General features: G+C 42.0%; 13 protein-coding genes. 6 read left to right on the plus strand and 7 right to left on the minus strand.

Annotated features, from left to right (window positions below; translation table 11 throughout):
- Nucleotides 1–49 precede the first annotated feature (49 nt).
- From R0123_RS03535 to R0123_RS03545, 3 genes are all read right to left on the minus strand, one after another.
- The gene (locus R0123_RS03535; protein ID WP_323843122.1) at nucleotides 50–532 is read right to left on the minus strand and encodes a hypothetical protein; all 483 of its coding nucleotides are present in this window, start codon (nucleotides 530–532) and stop codon (nucleotides 50–52) included.
- Complete coding sequence (locus R0123_RS03540) at nucleotides 513–788, minus strand: succinate dehydrogenase assembly factor 2 (protein ID WP_323841761.1); 276 nt, start codon at nucleotides 786–788, stop codon at nucleotides 513–515. The genes R0123_RS03535 and R0123_RS03540 overlap by 20 nt, the downstream gene beginning before the upstream one ends.
- Nucleotides 789–992: 204 nt before the next feature.
- Nucleotides 993–2,582: an anion permease gene (locus tag R0123_RS03545; RefSeq protein ID WP_323841760.1), complete on the minus strand. Its 1,590-nt coding sequence runs from the start codon at nucleotides 2,580–2,582 to the stop codon at nucleotides 993–995.
- 222 nt (nucleotides 2,583–2,804) lie between these two features.
- On the opposite strand from R0123_RS03545, the gene ubiE reads away from it, so the two are divergent.
- The 4 genes from ubiE to R0123_RS03565 all read left to right on the plus strand — a co-directional run bounded on the left by ubiE (nucleotide 2,805) and on the right by R0123_RS03565 (nucleotide 7,442).
- Nucleotides 2,805–3,683, plus strand: a complete 879-nt coding sequence (gene ubiE, locus R0123_RS03550) for a bifunctional demethylmenaquinone methyltransferase/2-methoxy-6-polyprenyl-1,4-benzoquinol methylase UbiE (protein WP_323841759.1) — start codon at nucleotides 2,805–2,807, stop codon at nucleotides 3,681–3,683.
- Entirely contained in the window at nucleotides 3,683–4,315 is a 633-nt protein-coding gene (locus R0123_RS03555) for a hypothetical protein (RefSeq protein ID WP_323843123.1), read from the plus strand. Before ubiE ends, R0123_RS03555 begins: the two co-directional genes overlap by 1 nt.
- Nucleotides 4,316–4,317: 2 nt before the next feature.
- Nucleotides 4,318–5,949: an ABC1 kinase family protein gene (locus tag R0123_RS03560; protein ID WP_323843124.1), complete on the plus strand. Its 1,632-nt coding sequence runs from the start codon at nucleotides 4,318–4,320 to the stop codon at nucleotides 5,947–5,949.
- 455 nt (nucleotides 5,950–6,404) lie between these two features.
- Nucleotides 6,405–7,442 carry a hypothetical protein gene (locus tag R0123_RS03565; RefSeq protein ID WP_323843125.1) on the plus strand — a complete coding sequence of 346 codons (1,038 nt, stop codon included), beginning with the start codon at nucleotides 6,405–6,407 and terminating at the stop codon, nucleotides 7,440–7,442.
- 77 nt (nucleotides 7,443–7,519) lie between these two features.
- Here the strand turns inward: R0123_RS03565 and R0123_RS03570 are convergent, their stop codons facing one another.
- A complete protein-coding gene (locus R0123_RS03570; protein WP_323841755.1) occupies nucleotides 7,520–7,810 on the minus strand; it encodes a YeaC family protein in 291 nt (96 codons plus the stop codon).
- Nucleotides 7,811–7,824: 14 nt separating this feature from the next.
- Complete coding sequence (locus R0123_RS03575) at nucleotides 7,825–8,799, minus strand: NAD(+) kinase (RefSeq protein WP_323843126.1); 975 nt, start codon at nucleotides 8,797–8,799, stop codon at nucleotides 7,825–7,827.
- Nucleotides 8,800–8,974: 175 nt separating this feature from the next.
- Between R0123_RS03575 and R0123_RS03580 the strand changes: the two genes are divergently transcribed.
- The gene (locus R0123_RS03580) at nucleotides 8,975–9,697 is read left to right on the plus strand and encodes a Bax inhibitor-1/YccA family protein (RefSeq protein WP_323843127.1); all 723 of its coding nucleotides are present in this window, start codon (nucleotides 8,975–8,977) and stop codon (nucleotides 9,695–9,697) included.
- A gap of 161 nt (nucleotides 9,698–9,858) precedes the next feature.
- On the opposite strand, the gene R0123_RS03585 is transcribed toward R0123_RS03580, so the two are convergent.
- Entirely contained in the window at nucleotides 9,859–12,450 is a 2,592-nt protein-coding gene (locus tag R0123_RS03585) for a heavy metal translocating P-type ATPase (protein ID WP_323843128.1), read from the minus strand.
- A gap of 250 nt (nucleotides 12,451–12,700) precedes the next feature.
- Here R0123_RS03585 and mrcB point away from each other — a divergent pair, with 250 nt between their 5' ends.
- Complete coding sequence (gene mrcB / locus R0123_RS03590; RefSeq protein ID WP_323843129.1) at nucleotides 12,701–15,100, plus strand: penicillin-binding protein 1B; 2,400 nt, start codon at nucleotides 12,701–12,703, stop codon at nucleotides 15,098–15,100.
- 109 nt (nucleotides 15,101–15,209) lie between these two features.
- Here mrcB and purH read toward each other — a convergent pair whose 3' ends face one another.
- Nucleotides 15,210–16,808 carry a bifunctional phosphoribosylaminoimidazolecarboxamide formyltransferase/IMP cyclohydrolase gene (purH, locus tag R0123_RS03595; protein ID WP_323843130.1) on the minus strand — a complete coding sequence of 533 codons (1,599 nt, stop codon included), beginning with the start codon at nucleotides 16,806–16,808 and terminating at the stop codon, nucleotides 15,210–15,212.
- Between the last annotated feature and the right edge of the window lie 34 nt (nucleotides 16,809–16,842).

The raw sequence follows: 16,842 nt of genomic DNA on the forward strand, positions 1-16,842 counted from the left end.
TAAAGTGAAAAAGACGCAATCACAACTATTAACCAAACCTACCTTAAAATCAAACAAAGCTTGATGTATTTATGGCACAAAGCCCCAACAATCTACGAAAATCATCATCTTTCACCTTCGTGCGATGAACAACGACATCAAGCGTGCGTCGCTTAGGCTCAATCGCATAAAATTTTAAAAACAATGCCCTGCCTGTAACATTGATTTCCTGTATGTCTACCAAGTAGCCTTGATACAAGATACGCCCTCGCCAAGTCAACACCTTAATATCCCACAATTCATCAATATGAGTACAGCTAAAAGCGATAACTTTTGGGCGATTGATGAACATAAAAGACAGCAATACCACCACCACAAATACCGCACCAATCATCACCCATGGCAGTTTTGCTTGCCATGCCAGCACCAATGAGACAAATGAATAAACCAGCCAAACAGTTGGCATGGCATGGTGATGCAACACCACATCTAAACTTAGGCGGTTTTTAGAAAATCTAGACTTGGCAAATTGTTTATGATTGATTGCTGGCATATTTAAGTTGTTTCATGCGTTCAATGAGTGCTGCAACACCCTCATCTTCTGGACGCTGCTGCCCCAAAAAAAATAACAACAAATCGGGGTCTTCATGTTCAAGCAATCGTACAAATGCCGCCTGCTCATCGTCTGGTGCAATCAGATAGCTTGACTTGACATAAGGGTCAATATAATAATCCAACTCTTTTAGACCTCGTCTGGCCTGATAAATGATGCGTCTTTGCTCCAAAGTAGGTTCTATTTGCTCTGTCATAAATACCTCATTATCACCATCAAGTGAATGTTTAATTAAAACATGGCTAGTATATCAAATTTTATCTCAAATGCACCAAAGCGTTGTGGTTATTTGAGATTTTTCTTTAAAATCCACCCCTTGCCAAATCTACAATACCATCTAATAAAAAAAACAGCTTGCTTGCACAAACTGTTTTTTTAATTGGCTTAAAAATTAATTGGCTTATAATACATTACTTAAAATCAAAAACATCAACGCACTCATGCCCGCTGCTGCTGGTAGCGTAATAACCCAAGCCAAGCCGATTGGCTTCATAAGCTTCCAGTTGGTGTTTTTATTAACCATGCCAATGCCCAGCACCGCACCGACCAAAATATGCGTACTTGATACAGGGATACCCAAGCTTGATGCACCCATGACCACCGCTGCTGCCGCAAGTTCAGCTGCAAAGCCAGACGCTGGGTGCATTTCGGTTAAGTTTGTACCAACAGTTTGAATGACTTCTTTGCCAATAAACCACAAACCAACAATCAGTGAAACACCAAAGGTCAACATGACAGGTGCAGGGACAGTGGCTTTGGCAGCGATGGCATTTTCTTTGATGACATCTAAAATTGCCACAAAAGGACCGACCGCATTGGCAATGTCGTTTGAACCATGTGAGAATGCAAAAGCACACGCCGTAAATACTTGCATCCAGCTAAACATAATAAAGGTTGCTTTACCCAAATTTTCTTTGTGCTTACCACGGATGGTCTTGGTATAAATAAAAGCAGTTAGCCACACCATCGCACCAATCATACCCATGACCAAAAAAGCATGCAAAGTAGATAAATTTAATCCAGTATTTTTTAGGCCTTTAAATACCACCATTGCTGTCATGATGATCGCACCTAACGCTGCGATGAGTGGCACCCAGTTTTTCAGTGCTTTTAGAGTGTCCAAATTATCTCGTTCGTGCTCAATGTCATGCAACGAACGATAGTAGTCTGTTTCCAGTTCATCTTTATGACACTCTTCTTCAGCAAAAGCCTCTTGGTCACGAAGCAATGCGGTGGTGTAGGGCAGTTTTTCGCTCTCATTTAAGCTTTCAAAATATTCTTTTTGTTCACGCTTGATGGTCTTTTTTCTTGCCTTTAATATCTTAACACGAGCTTCCACCTTTTCATTGTATGCCAAAATATTTTTCTTAATCAAACCATACAAAACATATGACAACGCCCCACCAAGTAGCGGTGATACCACCCAAGAAATCGCAATTTCACCAATTTTAGACCATTGCACAGTAGAAAATGCAAGTTCTGTGCCACCAATATTAATGCCGAGCATGACAGAAGAACCCACAATGCCACCAACAATGGCATGCGTGGTTGAAACAGGCAATCCTTTTTTGGTAGCAAAAAGTAGCCAAAATGCAGCCGCTGCCAATGCTGATAGCATCAAATAGATGAATTGGTTTGGCGATACACCAAGACCCTGAATATCCACAATACCACTACGAATGGTGTCAGTAACCGCAGCACCTGCCAAAACCGCACCCGATACCTCAAAAATTGCCGCTACTGCAAGTGCCTGAGTTACAGATAATGTGCCTGCACCAACCGAAGTACCGAACGAGTTAGCAACATCATTACCGCCAATATTGAACGCCATGAATATGCCAAAAAAACTTGCCACTGCAAACAGTAGCACCTGATGGTGTGCTGTATATCCCAGACCCCATATTGCAAAATAAATACAGACCGCCACAAGCAACAATGCAAAGAAAATATTTGCCGCCACTGGCGTGGTCTGTTTTGCTGAATTTACCATAAATACACCAAAAGACTTAACTTAAAAATGCTTGATTGCTCACCCAAGTGACAAAATCACTAAAATAACCATCAAAGTAGTACTGCAATATCCTATCAATCAAATATGACAGTTTAATGACAATTTTAACATATTGTCATTAAAATACACCAATTTTTGTATGAAAATAGACAGATTAGTGGTATCATTATCATGAATTATTTGGTTTCATTTGGAAAAGTCATGAGTCAAGATAGCAGCACCAACAATCTCTTCACCAACCCAAATATCCTGCCTGCTGGTACACCACAAGGTCAATCCACCATGCAAACACCACAAGGACAAGCCGACACAGAAAATCGCTACTCAAAAAATATCGGCTCAACCACCCATTTTGGCTATCAGACAGTAGACGCCAAAGAAAAACAACGCAAAGTTGCCGAAGTATTCACTTCTGTTGCCACCAAATACGACATCATGAATGACCTGATGAGTTTTGGCATTCATAGATTGTGGAAACGCTATGCTGTCAGCTTGACTGGTGTACGCACAGGTCAAAGAGTGCTTGACATCGCAGGAGGGACAGGCGATTTGGCAAAAGTATTTAGCCGTGAGGTAGGTCGTTCAGGGCGTGTGGTGCTATCTGATATTAATGAGGCCATGCTAGAAGTTGGTCGCACTCGCCTGATTAATGCTGGCTGTAATAATGTTGATTTTGTATTGGCCAATGCCGAAACACTAGAACCATTTGCTGAAAATTCATTTGACCTAGTAACCATCAGTTTTGGCCTAAGAAATGTTACCGACAAACAAAAAGCCCTAGAAGCCATGCATCGTGTGCTAAAACCTGGTGGTCGCTTGTTGGTCTTGGAATTTAGCAAGCCTGTATTTGAACCGCTATCAAAGGCTTATGACCTCTATTCTTTTACCGCCTTGCCTCTCATGGGCAAAATTGTGGCGAACGACTCAGAAAGCTACCAATATCTAGCTGAGTCAATTCGTATGCACCCAGACCAAGCCACCTTAAAAAGCATGATGGAACAAGCAGGCTTCGTTAATTGCGATTATCACAACCTAACAGGCGGTATCGTAGCAGTGCATCGTGGTTTTAAGGCACGCTAATGATCAGTGTATTGGCACTTGGTTTGGTAGAGCGTATCATTAATGGGGCGTTAAATGCCGATCCCAATACCACCTATCATCTTAACCAGCTGACGGGCAAAACTTTGCGGTTAATCATTCAAGAGCCCGCCATCTCATTAGATGTGCTATTTTGCGATGACCATCTGCGTTTTGAGCCTGTCAGCCAAAGCATTTTTGAGCCACAAGGCGATGTGCCACCTGCCACACCCGATTGTCTATTGACCGTTGCCACACCCAGTGAATTACTTAGGCTTATGCGTAATAGGCGGTCAGGCAACCTGCCAATAAAAGGCGATTATAAAGTTTTGGCCAGTATAAAAGCTCTAACCGATGATTTTAGACCTGATGTTTTTGACAAACTAGAAAATATCATTGGTAAAAATGCAGGCAGTTATACTTATTTGATTGCCCAAGAGCTATCACCCATCATCACCCCTATACTATCATCTGTCAAATCGCTACTCATTGATGCCCTCATACCAAATCAACCACCCCAAGGCGAGCTTGATGCCACAATCAGTCAAAAAAAGCAAGAACTGCTCCGTCTACAAGCTGACATTGAACGCGAACAGGTACGCTTAACTACTCTAAAAAATCAATCTCAATCATAGTCATGCTCATCTCTCACAAAAACCGTCTATTATCCATCTATCGCATCGCTGCCAAATATCGCCTAGACACCCACCTTAATGAGGTGCCAGAACTCGTCCCATTGGTGCGTCTGATTCGTTTGCACCCTGCCAGCACTGGCAAATCGCATAACCCTTTGGGTGTCAAACTTGCCCTAGAAGAGATGGGTACACTATTTTTAAAATTAGGGCAGCTACTTTCTACTCGCTCAGACCTTTTGCCTCCTAACATCATCAAGCAGTTATCATTACTACAAGATAAAGTCGCCCCTTTTGATGTTGATACTTTAAAAGCACAAATTGAAGACCCAAAAACAGGTTTGGGCAGACCCATCAATGAGTTGTTTGCCCGCTTTGATGATAAGCCACTGGCTGCTGCCAGTATTGCCCAAGTGCATACTGGTGCTCTGACCGATGGGCGTGAAGTCGTTATTAAAGTTGTTCGCCCCAACATTAAATCCGTCGTCATACAAGATTTTGAACTTCTGCGAGAGCTAGCAACTTGGTTATCAGCTCGTATAGAAATGGCTCGTGCAGTACATATCATTGATATTGTTGAAGATTATCGGCAAATCATGCTCAATGAGCTGGATTTGACTTTAGAAGCCGCCAACGCCACCAAGATGCGTAATAATTTCTTAGGCTCAAAGCTCATCTATGTGCCACAAGTATATTTGGCAAACAAGTCTATCATGGTATCTGAGCGAATTTTTGGTGTGCCAATTTCACATACCGACACTTTTGATGCACTCAATTATGACAGAGCCGAACTTGCCAAAAATGGCCTTATAATTTTCTTTACTCAGGTTTTTCGTGATAATTTTTTCCATGCCGATATGCACCCTGGCAATATCTTTGTTGAGACCTTGCCTAATGGCGGTGCAGTCGCCCATCCACGCTATCTAGGCCTAGATTGTGCCATCATGGGCGAATTAAGCAAAGATGATCAGCTTGTCGTAGCACGCTTGCTATTGTCTGTGATGAATGGCAACTACACAACACTTGTAGACATCATTGCTCAGGCTGGCTGGATACCTCCGTCTACCGACAGACACATCTTAATTAAGGACATGAGTCGTGCGGTCAGCCCCGTGGTATCAAAGCCGATGAGCGAGCTTGACTTTGCAGGAATTTTATTTGAAATTTTAAACATCGCTCGTCGTCATCAAATGAGCATACCGCCCCAGCTGATGCTACTATTAAAGACGCTTGTCCATGTTGAGGGGCTTGGGCGTGAGCTGTATCCCAACCTTGATATTTGGTCTCTTGCCAAGCCGATACTCACCGCATGGGTCAAAGACCAGCTTGACCCTGTCAAAAATCTCAGCGACATCAAAAACAAAGTGCCAGAACTGCTACTGTCAGCTACCGAGCTGCCCAAACTACTGACTCAAGGCATACAGTCAATGGCAACTTTGGGAGCAAGACAAGACAAAGAGCTAAGAGAACTTAAAGCATTAAGAGCTGATTTTTTAAACCAAAAACGATACGATTGGATTGCGTTGGGCGGATTTTTTGGTTTGATTGCCATCGGGCTGACCGTACCCATTTGGTGGGTAGGTGTGATTTTTCATATATTGGCAATAGGTTTTGTGATTTGGCGAGTGCTTGTATAGAGCTCGATACATCTTATTTATATGTCCTACAATGACATATAATATTACACAGATTGCTAAATACCTACAATATTGTTACAAAAAAATAATACAAAGCCATTAAAAAAACTACCATCAAAAAATAAATTTGATTATAATAAGCCAAATGAAGCAAAAAGGGGAATTTTTCCTCTTTTGTTGATGGCAATTTATCTTATATTGAATTGATGATTGATTTTGTCTGAATTATTTTGATTATTTTTTTTAAAATTCAAAATTCATCAATCCATCTTACTTAAAATATTTAAATTGTGATTCAATCAATGGCTTTTTAACTGATGATTTTATCAAAACATCGCTGGCTTATTGGTCAGCCTAAACAATCAATGGCTTGCCTTTTGAGCAAAAAAACTTTTTAAGCAAGAAATCAGCAATCCATATTTAATATTTTACATCACTGATTATTAGGAAAAAATATGCAATATTCATTCAGAGCAGCCAGACGACCTTCATGGCGTGGCATTTTAGCCGGACTTATCATGGGTTTGGTCGTTAGCATGATCATGCTCGCTTTGGCGTTGGTCATCGGCTCATTCTTGTCATTAGATTTGCGAGGTGCTGGTATTGCTGCGGGAGTTTATGCCATCATTACAGCTTTAATCAGTGCTTTTGTGGCAGGTTATTTTGCTGTTAAAGCATCAGCACCTGAGGCTTTGTTTGGCGATGGTACTGACATTTTACCAAAAGATGCTACCTTAATTGGTATTTTGACCGCCGCCACCATCGTTGTTATCACAACCTTCTCAACCATGAATGGGTTGGGCAGTGTTGTTCGCACTGCTGGCTCTGCCATCAACACAACCGCCAGTGCAACCACCAGTGTTATTGGCTCTATCGGCTCTCTTAGCTCTGCAGCAGTAGCAGGTGCAGCCGCCTCAGACACATCATCAAACGAAGGTATCACCAATAAAGCACAAGAGCTTTATCAGCAAGCCACTGGCAACATCAGCCGCGAAGACATTGAACAGTGGATTGCTAAAAACAACGAAACATTCTCCAAAGAGCAAATCAGTGCATCTGCCAATGTGGTAGAAAAAATGGTTAACACCACCAAAAATGAAGTCAAAAACATGGACTTTACCAGCATTGATACTTGGAAAAATCTAGATGACTACGCCAAACAGCGTGCTGCCGAAATTGAGCATGTTTTGACTGGTGATGAAATCATCGTTCAGTTACAAAACGAAGGCCTAAGTGAAGCTGAAGCCCAACAGATTCGTAACGAAGCAGTTTCTGCTTATCAAGAATACAAAGCCAAAACCGAACAAGCGGTTGCTGATGCTAAACTTAAAGCAGAACAAGCTCTGGCTGCCGCCGAAGATGCTGCTCGCAAAGCTGCACTATATTCTGGTCTGTTTTGGTTGATTAGCACATTGCTAACCTTTGTAGCTTGTGTACTTGGTGCGAGAAAAGCCGCTGCCAACTATCGTTTGATTCGTCCCTTGATTCACTAATCATTCATAGTATCAATAAAAAAAGCCATATTTTATGGCTTTTTTTATTTGTTAAAATCTTCAACAGCTGTTAAATATTAATTTTTAAACACCACAGGCTGCTCGGCATTTGGGTAATGATGTTCATGCTCGACATCGCATTCTTCACCAATGATATTGCCCTGTTTGTCTTTTGGTTTTTCAATATAGCCTGTGCGTTCTTCGGTTGGCAGGTATTCATGTTCCCAAACCATCACCGCCTGCATACAAGTTTGGCGTTGCTCATCTGTTAGGCGTACACCATTTTCCCATTTGCCAATTTCAATGGCAGTGCGAAGCTTGGCAACAATTTCAGGGTTAAGACTGTCTAAAATGTCTTGCTTATTCATAAATTTTCCATCATTTAAGTTTTTAGGGCAAATTCTTCGTTATACAAATTCCAGTGAAGCTTGGTGCGACACGCTTCATAAAAATTATAGCCTGGTGGGTGTAGTAGCAATAATGTCTTTTCATGTTTGGCAATCAGTAAAGTTTGGTCATTATCAAGTGGTGCAGACGCCTTGCCATCAGCCCCAACCATTGGCTGTGTGCGGTTATCTTTGTGAATATTGATGGCGATTTGGCTACCGCCTGCCACCACGAGCGGTCGGCTTGACAGCGTGTGTGGGTGCATAGGAACAAGACAAATTGCATCAATTGTTGGGTGGATAATTGGTCCACCAGCCGACAACGAGTAAGCAGTTGAACCTGTTGGTGTAGAAACAATCAGGCCATCTGCGTGCTGACGATAGACAGGCGAATCATTGATGTGTAGCTCAAAGTCGATGGTATGTACCGACTTTCCAGCGTGAAGCACCACATCATTAAGTGCCACATCTTCATGAATGACGACATCGGTCGGCTTACCATTTTCATCATTTTGTACAATTTTGAAAGTTAATAAAAACCGCTCAACCAACCAATAATCACCATCTAATACCCGCAACAAACGCTCATTTAACTCATCAGGATTGACATCTGCCAAAAATCCCAAACGACCACGATTGATACCAAGTACGGGCACATCAGTACCCGCCAAAACGCTGGCTGCGTGCAACATCGAGCCATCACCACCAACCACAATCACAAAATCACAATATTCACCGATTTTTTGACGCGGAACAATCTTAAATTGATGCCCATCCACTCTGTCAAAATCAAGTTGCAAACCCTGAATGGCGGCCGTTTCAGTATCAATAATAATAGATAAATCTCGTTCATCAAGTAAAGCAATCAGCTCATTCAAAGTTTGTATAACACTGCTTTTTCCAGCACGCCCCATAACGCCAATACGACGAAATGGCGGACGCTTTGGGTGATTATTGATAAAATTCGACATAACAACCAATAAAAAAATAAAGCATATGATACCAAAAAACACAATCTTAGTACAAGACAAGTTTTTAGAAAAACAAAATCAATTATCAACCCTACAAAAAACTTGATTTTTAAAAAAATCTCTTTATAATCAATTAAATAATTATCCACAACCTTAAATGATACAAGGAAAAAATATGGCAAATCCTATCATTAGCCGCACCGAACTTGCTGTCGGCGGTGTTACCATGTCTGTCGGCGGTGTGGTTCGCAAAAGTGCATTTTTGTTAGCACTTGCTGCCATCTCTGGTTTTGGCGTATTCTTTTATGCTTTGATGGGTGGTATATCCATAAATATGCTGTATCCACTGGCATTGGTCGGCCTTTTTGCTGGCATGGGTTTAGGCTTGGCAAGTGCGTTTAAGCCACATTTAGCCAAAAGCCTTGCTGTACCATACGCCCTTTGTGAAGGTGTATTGCTAGGTGCATTTAGTACCATCATGTATTTTAGATATCCTAGCGTGCCATTGTCAGCCTTATCGGCAACTTTCATCACAGCAGCCGTTATGCTGACGCTATACACCACAGGTGTTGTCAAAGTTACCGAAAAATTTCGCTCAATCCTAACATCAGCCATCATTGCCATTGGTATTTTATACCTTGTGCAACTTGGTTTTAGACTGTTTGGCTCAAGTCTGCCCTTGCTTTTTGATGGAGGCATGGTAGCAATTGGCTTTAGCGTTTTTGTTACCATCATTGCATCATTTAGCCTGTTGCTTGATTTTGATAATGTTGAAAAAGGCGTGCAATATGGCGTCTCACAAGAATACGAATGGACCTATAGCATTGGCATTCTATCAACGCTGGTTTGGATGTATATTGAATTTTTGCGTTTAATCGGCTATTTGCAAGACGATTGATTTTAAGTCAATAACATAAAAAACCGCATTTTTTTAAGTGCGGTTTTTTTATCAATCTAAAACGAGACAAACTGCATCACAGCATCACAAGTTTTATCGCAGAATGCTAAGCTTGTATCGCCATCAATTAAATACACAAGTAATGACATCAACCTTTAAAATCAACGCTTCAACCGCATGGCATTTGCCACCACAAGCAGACTAGACAGCGACATACCAATTGCCGCAAGCCAAGGTGGTACATAGCCAAATGCCGCAGGAATTAACACCGTGGCGTTATAAATAATTGCCCAACGAAGGTTTTGGCGAATGATTTTTTGAGTCCTAATTGCCAAATCAATTGCCTTGCTAATTGACAATAGTCGCCCCCCAAGCAATACGCTATCTGACGATACTTGTGCCAAGTCTGCCGCTCCTGCCATTGCCGTTGAAACATTTGCCGCTGCAAGTACTGGTGCGTCATTAATGCCATCACCCACCATCAATACGGTAGCATCTTTGGCCTGCAAATCTTTAATATGATCAACCTTATCTGCTGGCGTTAGGCCAAAATAAGCACGCTCAATACCCAACGATTTTGCTACTTTAAGGGCATTGGGATTAGGATCACCTGTCAGCATGATGGTCATGATACCTTGCCGCTTTAATTCATCAATCATTGCCTTTGCATCAGCACGAATGGCATCGTTAAAATAAAATCTTGCCAATACCTGCCACTCACCTGCCACATGGCACGATAAAAGCACCGACATATTGGCCTGATGTTTGGCAAGATTTTCCGCCAAATTGATCGGCAATTCACCTTTTGGCCGGACAAATTTTTCATGCCCTATACGATATAAAACCCCTTCAATCTCTCCCTCAACACCACCTGCCACATGGTGAACACTGTCTTTAACCTCTGGCAAATGTAGACCATGTGCCGCCGTCAAAATCGCCCGTGCCACAGGGTGTTTTGAGCCAACCTCAAGAGCTGCAGCAACTTTTAAAGCCTGCGTCTTATTGATTACGCTGACCGTATCTAATAGATTTGCCTGCCCTAAAGTCAATGTGCCAGTTTTATCAAAACAAGCACAACAGACCTCAGAAAGCGTCTGAATGACATGACCACGGGTTGCCAAAAAGTCATTCTTTGCCAAGCGGTTAGTCGCCACTGTCAATGCAATGGGTGTAGCCAGACTCAATGCACATGGGCAGGTCGCTACAAGCACCGCCACCGTTGCCCACAGTGCTTCGTTTTTATCAATAAACCACCATACCGCAAAAACAAGGCAAGCCAATATCAATACACGAGCAACAAACCAACGCGCCATCTTGTCGGCATCTTGGGCAATTTTAGGCTTCTCGCTCATTGCACGATTCATCAGACGGTCAATCAGAGCAATCTGACTGTCATCAACTTTGGTGGTAACAACCATAAAAAAAGGCTGACTGTCATTTTGTGAGCCACCCACCACTTGATCGCCACAAGTTTTGACAATCAAATCACTTTCACCTGTCAAAAGACTCTGCGACACCGTGGCAGTATCAGATAAAAGCACACCATCAGAGACAATGTGTGAACCTGCATCAATACGAATGATGTCGCCTACCACCACCGATTGGGCAAGTATTTTATCTTTATCAGCATGAGCATTTGGCAAATCAGTATGAATGTCTAGATGAGATTGCCACCAATTTTTGATGATGTCTCTATTGTCATCTTGACAGCCTGCATTGTTCATCAATTGGACAGCCAAATCATCATCATGAGCAATTTTTGATAATAAAATCGGCTCAATTACCACAAGGTCTGAGGCCATATTTGACGCTTTTAGACGAGCGTTTTGCTCAATATAACGCCCTGCCAAAAGAAAGAAAATAAACATTGATACCGAGTCAAAATACGCCTCGCCAGTCCCTGTCAAGGTCGCATAAACACTTGCACTAAAAGTTGTGATAAGAGCAATGGATACAGGCACATCCATATTCACTTGGCGTACTTTTAAAGTATTATAAGCAGATAAAAAAAATGGTATGCCAGCATAAAAAATCACAGGAATGGTAACAAAAAGTGCCACATAACGCAAAAAATCTCGATGTTCAATGAGTATGCCTGTATGCTCACCAAAATACATACCAATAGAAAACATCATTGCTTGCATCGCCCCAAGTGCTGCAATGGCCAAGCGAATGAGCATTTGTTTATTTTGGCGTTTTAGCATGGCCTCGTGTGTATCTTGGCGATACGGCTTGGCCTCATAACCTACCGAATGCACCGCCTGTAAAATTTGCCCAATATCACAGCGACTCTCGTCCCAATTGACACGCATTCTTTGCTGAGTTAAGTTTACTTGGCACATACGCACACCATCAATAGCACGCAGTCGTGTCTCAATCAACCAAGTACACGCTGAACACCGTAGATTGAGTACCGATAACTCTGCTGTATTACCGCCATCTTCAGCATAGACAAATTGCGCTTTGATGTCATCATGATTATATGCATCAAAGTTCATCGCATCAGGTAAACTTGCAGTTGGGCTAATCTCACGGCGGTCAAGATAATACTGAGACAACCCAGACTCTACAATACTTTGGGCTGCCAACTGACACCCCAAACAGCACATAGGGCGTGGTTTCTCAAAAATCACCGCAAAAAATGGCTCTTTTGGTAGCACCTCACCACAGTGAAAACACGCACCCTCAGGTGGTAAAATTAAAGAGTGGGCAATTTCATCAACGCTTTTATCCACATCGCTCACGGCATTCATTGTTTTTTTCCGACAGTTCATCGCATGATTGCAGACTTTATTATAACATAATCATATTTTAATGGCTTTTAATAAGTGTTCCACCCACATATTGCCCATCAGAACAAAACTAAGAATACCTAGGTCAAATCAATACAAAGCAAATCACAGGCAAATCACAGGCAAATCACAGGCAAAAATCATTTTAACACTTGCCAAAATACCAACAAATCGTTAGTATGGTTCATCATTTTTTATAAAACAAAATCTTATGTCAATAAAAAACTTACCAAAAAACGGTGCGATAAAGCACCAAAACGGCTCGGTGATTGGTTTTATTCTACTCATCATTATCATGACGGCAATGATTTTGCTTGGGTTGTATGCTTATTATCTAAATAGCACAATCATCAATAAATTTGAAAATCGCCGTTGGGACATTCCTGCAACCGTTTATTCTAGACCGTTAGAACTATATCCTAATGCACCTTTAAATAATGATGATCTTGATACTTGGCTAAAATTGCTCAACTACAGTCAAAATTCATCATCGCAAGGTGGCTATCAAAAATCGGGCGATACCTACACAATTTATACGCGTGGTTTTGATTACGGCAACGGTGATGTGGAGAGCAAACAAACCATCAAAATAAGCCTTCTTAATGGCAAAATCACACGCCTTATGACAAGCAGTCCCACCAACAAAAGCATGCTACGCCTAGAGCCTGTCAATGTCGGTGGCATCTATCCACAAAACAATGAAGATCGCATTTTGCTCACACCAGACAATGTGCCAAAACATTTGGTCAATGCACTTGTTGCCACCGAAGACCGCAATTTTTTTGAGCATCATGGCATCTCTTTGCGTGGTACAGCTCGTGCGATTTTATCAAATCTGACAGGTGGTGCACGCCAAGGCGGCTCAACCATCACCCAACAGCTCATCAAAAACTTTTATCTAAATTCTGAACGCACACTCAGACGCAAAGCCAATGAAGCAATCATGGCATTGTTGTTAGAGCTACACTACGGCAAAGATGAAATTTTGCTTGCTTATTTAAATGAAATTAACCTTGGGCAAAATGGCAATCGCTCGATAAATGGCTTTGGTATTGCTTCTCAGTTTTATTTTAATAAGCCTCTATCTGAACTTCGCCTTGATCAGTATGCCCTGCTTGTTGGTATTGCCAAAGGATCTAGTTATTACAATCCTAGAAAACACCCAGAGCGTGCACTAGAACGGCGAAATACAGTATTGCACAATATGCTCACCACAGGCAAAATCAGCCAAAGCGAATACGACATCGCCACCAAAAGAGCTCTAGATGTGGTTAAGACCCCAACCATCTCTCGAAGTCGGTTTCCTGATTTTTTTGATGCGATCTCTCGTGAGCTCAAAGCCTACTATCGTGAAGAAGACCTGCAAAATCGAGGTCTTAAAATCATCTCAACACTTGACCCCATCGCCCAAGCACACGCCACCAAAGCCATCATCAACGGCACCAACAACAATCTACAAGGTGCTTTGGTGAGTGCCAACCCCACTACAGGCGAGATAGTTTCTATTGTTGGTAGTCGTGATAACTTCACAGGTTTTAACCGTGCTATTGATACCAAACGCCAAGTTGGCTCACTATTAAAGCCAGTCATTTACCTTACCGCCTTTCAGTCAGGTCGTTACAACCTTGCCAGCAGTGTTGATGACAGCCCTATCAGCTACACCATCAATGGCAAAGCTTGGACCCCAAAAAATTACAACGGTGTATCACACGGCCAGACACCCATAATGACCGCCCTTGCACAGTCTTATAATCAAGCAGCAGTTAATGTTGGCATGGAATTCGGTCTTAATATTTTTCATCGCCAATTAAATTCACTTGGCGTCAATGAAAGTTTTTCTAATTATCCATCGATATTACTTGGGGCGGTAGATTTATCACCAGTAGAAATGCTTGGTGTGTATCAGATTTTTGCCAATGGTGGCATGAGTACACCTCTACACACCATCAATAAGGTCATTGACGATAAAGGCAATGTCCTACAAAATAGCGACAAGCGTACCCAAATCCGTCTATCGCCAGAGGCAACTTATCTTACCAATCATGCCATGCAACAAATATTTAAACATGGCACAGCACAAGCAGGAAATTTTGATTCTGGCCTAAACTTAGCAGGCAAAACAGGCACAACTAACGATGGGCGAGATGCTTGGTTTGCAGGATATAGTGGCAACTATGTTTCGGTAGTATGGGTTGGGCGAGATGATAATAAACCAGCAGGCCTGACAGGCAGTAAACACGCCTTGCCGATTTGGCGTGCATTCATGCAATCACTAAAACACAAGCCTGTCAATCTTGCCAAACCAGACAATATTGAATGGGTATGGCTGGATAATGGTACAGGGTTACTGTCTCAAGAGGGTTGTCAAAATGCACTTTGGCTGCCTGTCATTCGTCAGTACACCCCCAATAATTATGCTGATTGTACCAGCAGTTTTTTTTATGACGGTCAATTTGATGACCAAATCAATGAACTTGGTGATGATCGCTTGATAGACATACAAACAGACCAAACCAACGGCATTTTTGATGAAAGCCCATCTCACACCAAACCAAATAGCAAAGAATCGCCCATACCTAATGAAGCAACAGATGATTTTTTAAACCACTAGATTGGACTGTCATTAAATTTGGTTGAGTCATTAAAAAACCTAAGCTATTTTTAATCAAATCAATAAAAAATCCGCTCAAACTTGAGCGGATTTTTTGTATTTAAAAAAACTAGTGGCGAAAATGACGCATTCCTGTAAATACCATGGCAATCCCATGCTCATTAGCAGCAGCAATTGTCTCATCATCACGCATAGAACCCCCAGGCTGGATAATGCACTTAATACCAGCAGCGGCGGCATTATCAATGCCATCTCGGAATGGGAAAAAGGCATCTGATGCCATGACCGCACCTTCAACCACAAGGCCTGCATGCTCAGCTTTAATGGCGGCAATGCGAGCAGAATTTACACGGCTCATCTGGCCTGCACCAATACCGATGGTCTGACGGTTTTTGGCATACACAATGGCATTAGACTTAACATATTTAGCAACCTTCCAAGCAAAAATTAAATCATCTAATTCTGCGTCGGTTGGTGCTCGCTTAGTAACCACTTTCAAATCATCTTTATCAATCATGCCCAAATCTTGGTCCTGTACCAAAAGACCGCCATTAACACGCTTATAATCAAGTTGAGCAACACGATGATTGGGAGCTGGCAACTCACCGCAGACAAGCACACGGATATTTTTCTTCGCACCTGTGATGTCTAACACACCGTCAGCCACACTTGGGGCGATGATCACTTCAACAAATTGACGCTCAACGATGGCTTTTGCGGTATTGATGTCCAGCTCACGGTTAAAGGCGATGATACCACCAAATGCCGACTCTGGATCGGTTGCATAAGCCAAATTATAAGCATCTAAAATCCCATCTGACGATACCGCCACACCACAAGGATTGGCATGCTTAACGATGACGCAAGCAGGCTTGGTGAATGATTTAACGCATTCTAAGGCAGCATCTGTATCGGCAATATTATTATAAGATAATTCTTTGCCTTGGAGCTGGCAAGCTGTTGAAACAGATGCCTCTTTTGCACCGCTTTCTACATAAAATGCCGCTTTTTGATGCGGATTTTCACCATAGCGTAGTTCTTGAGATTTATATAACTGAGCATTAAAAGTACGCGAAAAATCAGTTGTTGGTGTTGAATCTTCGCTTGGGCAAACAGCATTTTCATTGAGTCTTGCTCCAAAGAAAGAAGCAATCATGCCATCATAACCTGCTGTGTGCTCAAAAGCTTTGACCGCCAGATCAAATCTGGTGGCATAGCTAATCTCACCAGTATTATTAATCTCACTCAGCACACGCTCATAGTCAGCAGGATTTGTGATGATGCCAACATGAGCATGGTTTTTGGCAGCAGAACGCACCATCGCAGGGCCGCCAATGTCAATATTTTCAATGGCGTCTGACATTTTTACATTAGGTTTGGCAACAGTCTGGGCAAATGGATATAAGTTGACAGCAACGATATCAATGCGGTCAATGCCATGTTCATTCATCACCTCATCATCAATACCACGGCGACCCAAAATACCACCATGAATTTTAGGATGCAGCGTCTTAACACGACCGTCCATCATTTCACTAAAACCTGTGTGGGCAGAGACTTCAATGGCTTTTACGCCAGATTCGGTCAATAACTTAAATGTACCACCAGTAGATAAAATGCCAAAACCAGCTTCGCTCAAACCTTTGGCAAATTCAACAATACCTGCCTTATCAGACACAGACAGCAAGGCAAAACGCTCAAAACTCATAACACACCTTAATATAATATAAAATACAAAAAGA

Origin of the sequence: Moraxella sp. Pampa, assembly GCF_035181385.1 — a bacterium.
Taxonomy (GTDB): domain Bacteria; phylum Pseudomonadota; class Gammaproteobacteria; order Pseudomonadales; family Moraxellaceae; genus Moraxella.

Coding starts and splice junctions, on each gene's coding strand:
- R0123_RS03585 (WP_323843128.1), bottom strand. CDS start 12,450: ATGAATGCCGTGAGCGATGTGGATAAAAGCGTTGATGAAATTGCCCAC.
- R0123_RS03555 (WP_323843123.1), top strand. CDS start 3,683: ATGATCAGTGTATTGGCACTTGGTTTGGTAGAGCGTATCATTAATGGG.
- purH (WP_323843130.1), bottom strand. CDS start 16,808: ATGAGTTTTGAGCGTTTTGCCTTGCTGTCTGTGTCTGATAAGGCAGGT.
- ubiE (WP_323841759.1), top strand. CDS start 2,805: ATGAGTCAAGATAGCAGCACCAACAATCTCTTCACCAACCCAAATATC.
- R0123_RS03565 (WP_323843125.1), top strand. CDS start 6,405: ATGCAATATTCATTCAGAGCAGCCAGACGACCTTCATGGCGTGGCATT.
- mrcB (WP_323843129.1), top strand. CDS start 12,701: ATGTCAATAAAAAACTTACCAAAAAACGGTGCGATAAAGCACCAAAAC.
- R0123_RS03540 (WP_323841761.1), bottom strand. CDS start 788: ATGACAGAGCAAATAGAACCTACTTTGGAGCAAAGACGCATCATTTAT.
- R0123_RS03575 (WP_323843126.1), bottom strand. CDS start 8,799: ATGTCGAATTTTATCAATAATCACCCAAAGCGTCCGCCATTTCGTCGT.
- R0123_RS03580 (WP_323843127.1), top strand. CDS start 8,975: ATGGCAAATCCTATCATTAGCCGCACCGAACTTGCTGTCGGCGGTGTT.
- R0123_RS03570 (WP_323841755.1), bottom strand. CDS start 7,810: ATGAATAAGCAAGACATTTTAGACAGTCTTAACCCTGAAATTGTTGCC.
- R0123_RS03545 (WP_323841760.1), bottom strand. CDS start 2,582: ATGGTAAATTCAGCAAAACAGACCACGCCAGTGGCGGCAAATATTTTC.
- R0123_RS03560 (WP_323843124.1), top strand. CDS start 4,318: ATGCTCATCTCTCACAAAAACCGTCTATTATCCATCTATCGCATCGCT.
- R0123_RS03535 (WP_323843122.1), bottom strand. CDS start 532: ATGCCAGCAATCAATCATAAACAATTTGCCAAGTCTAGATTTTCTAAA.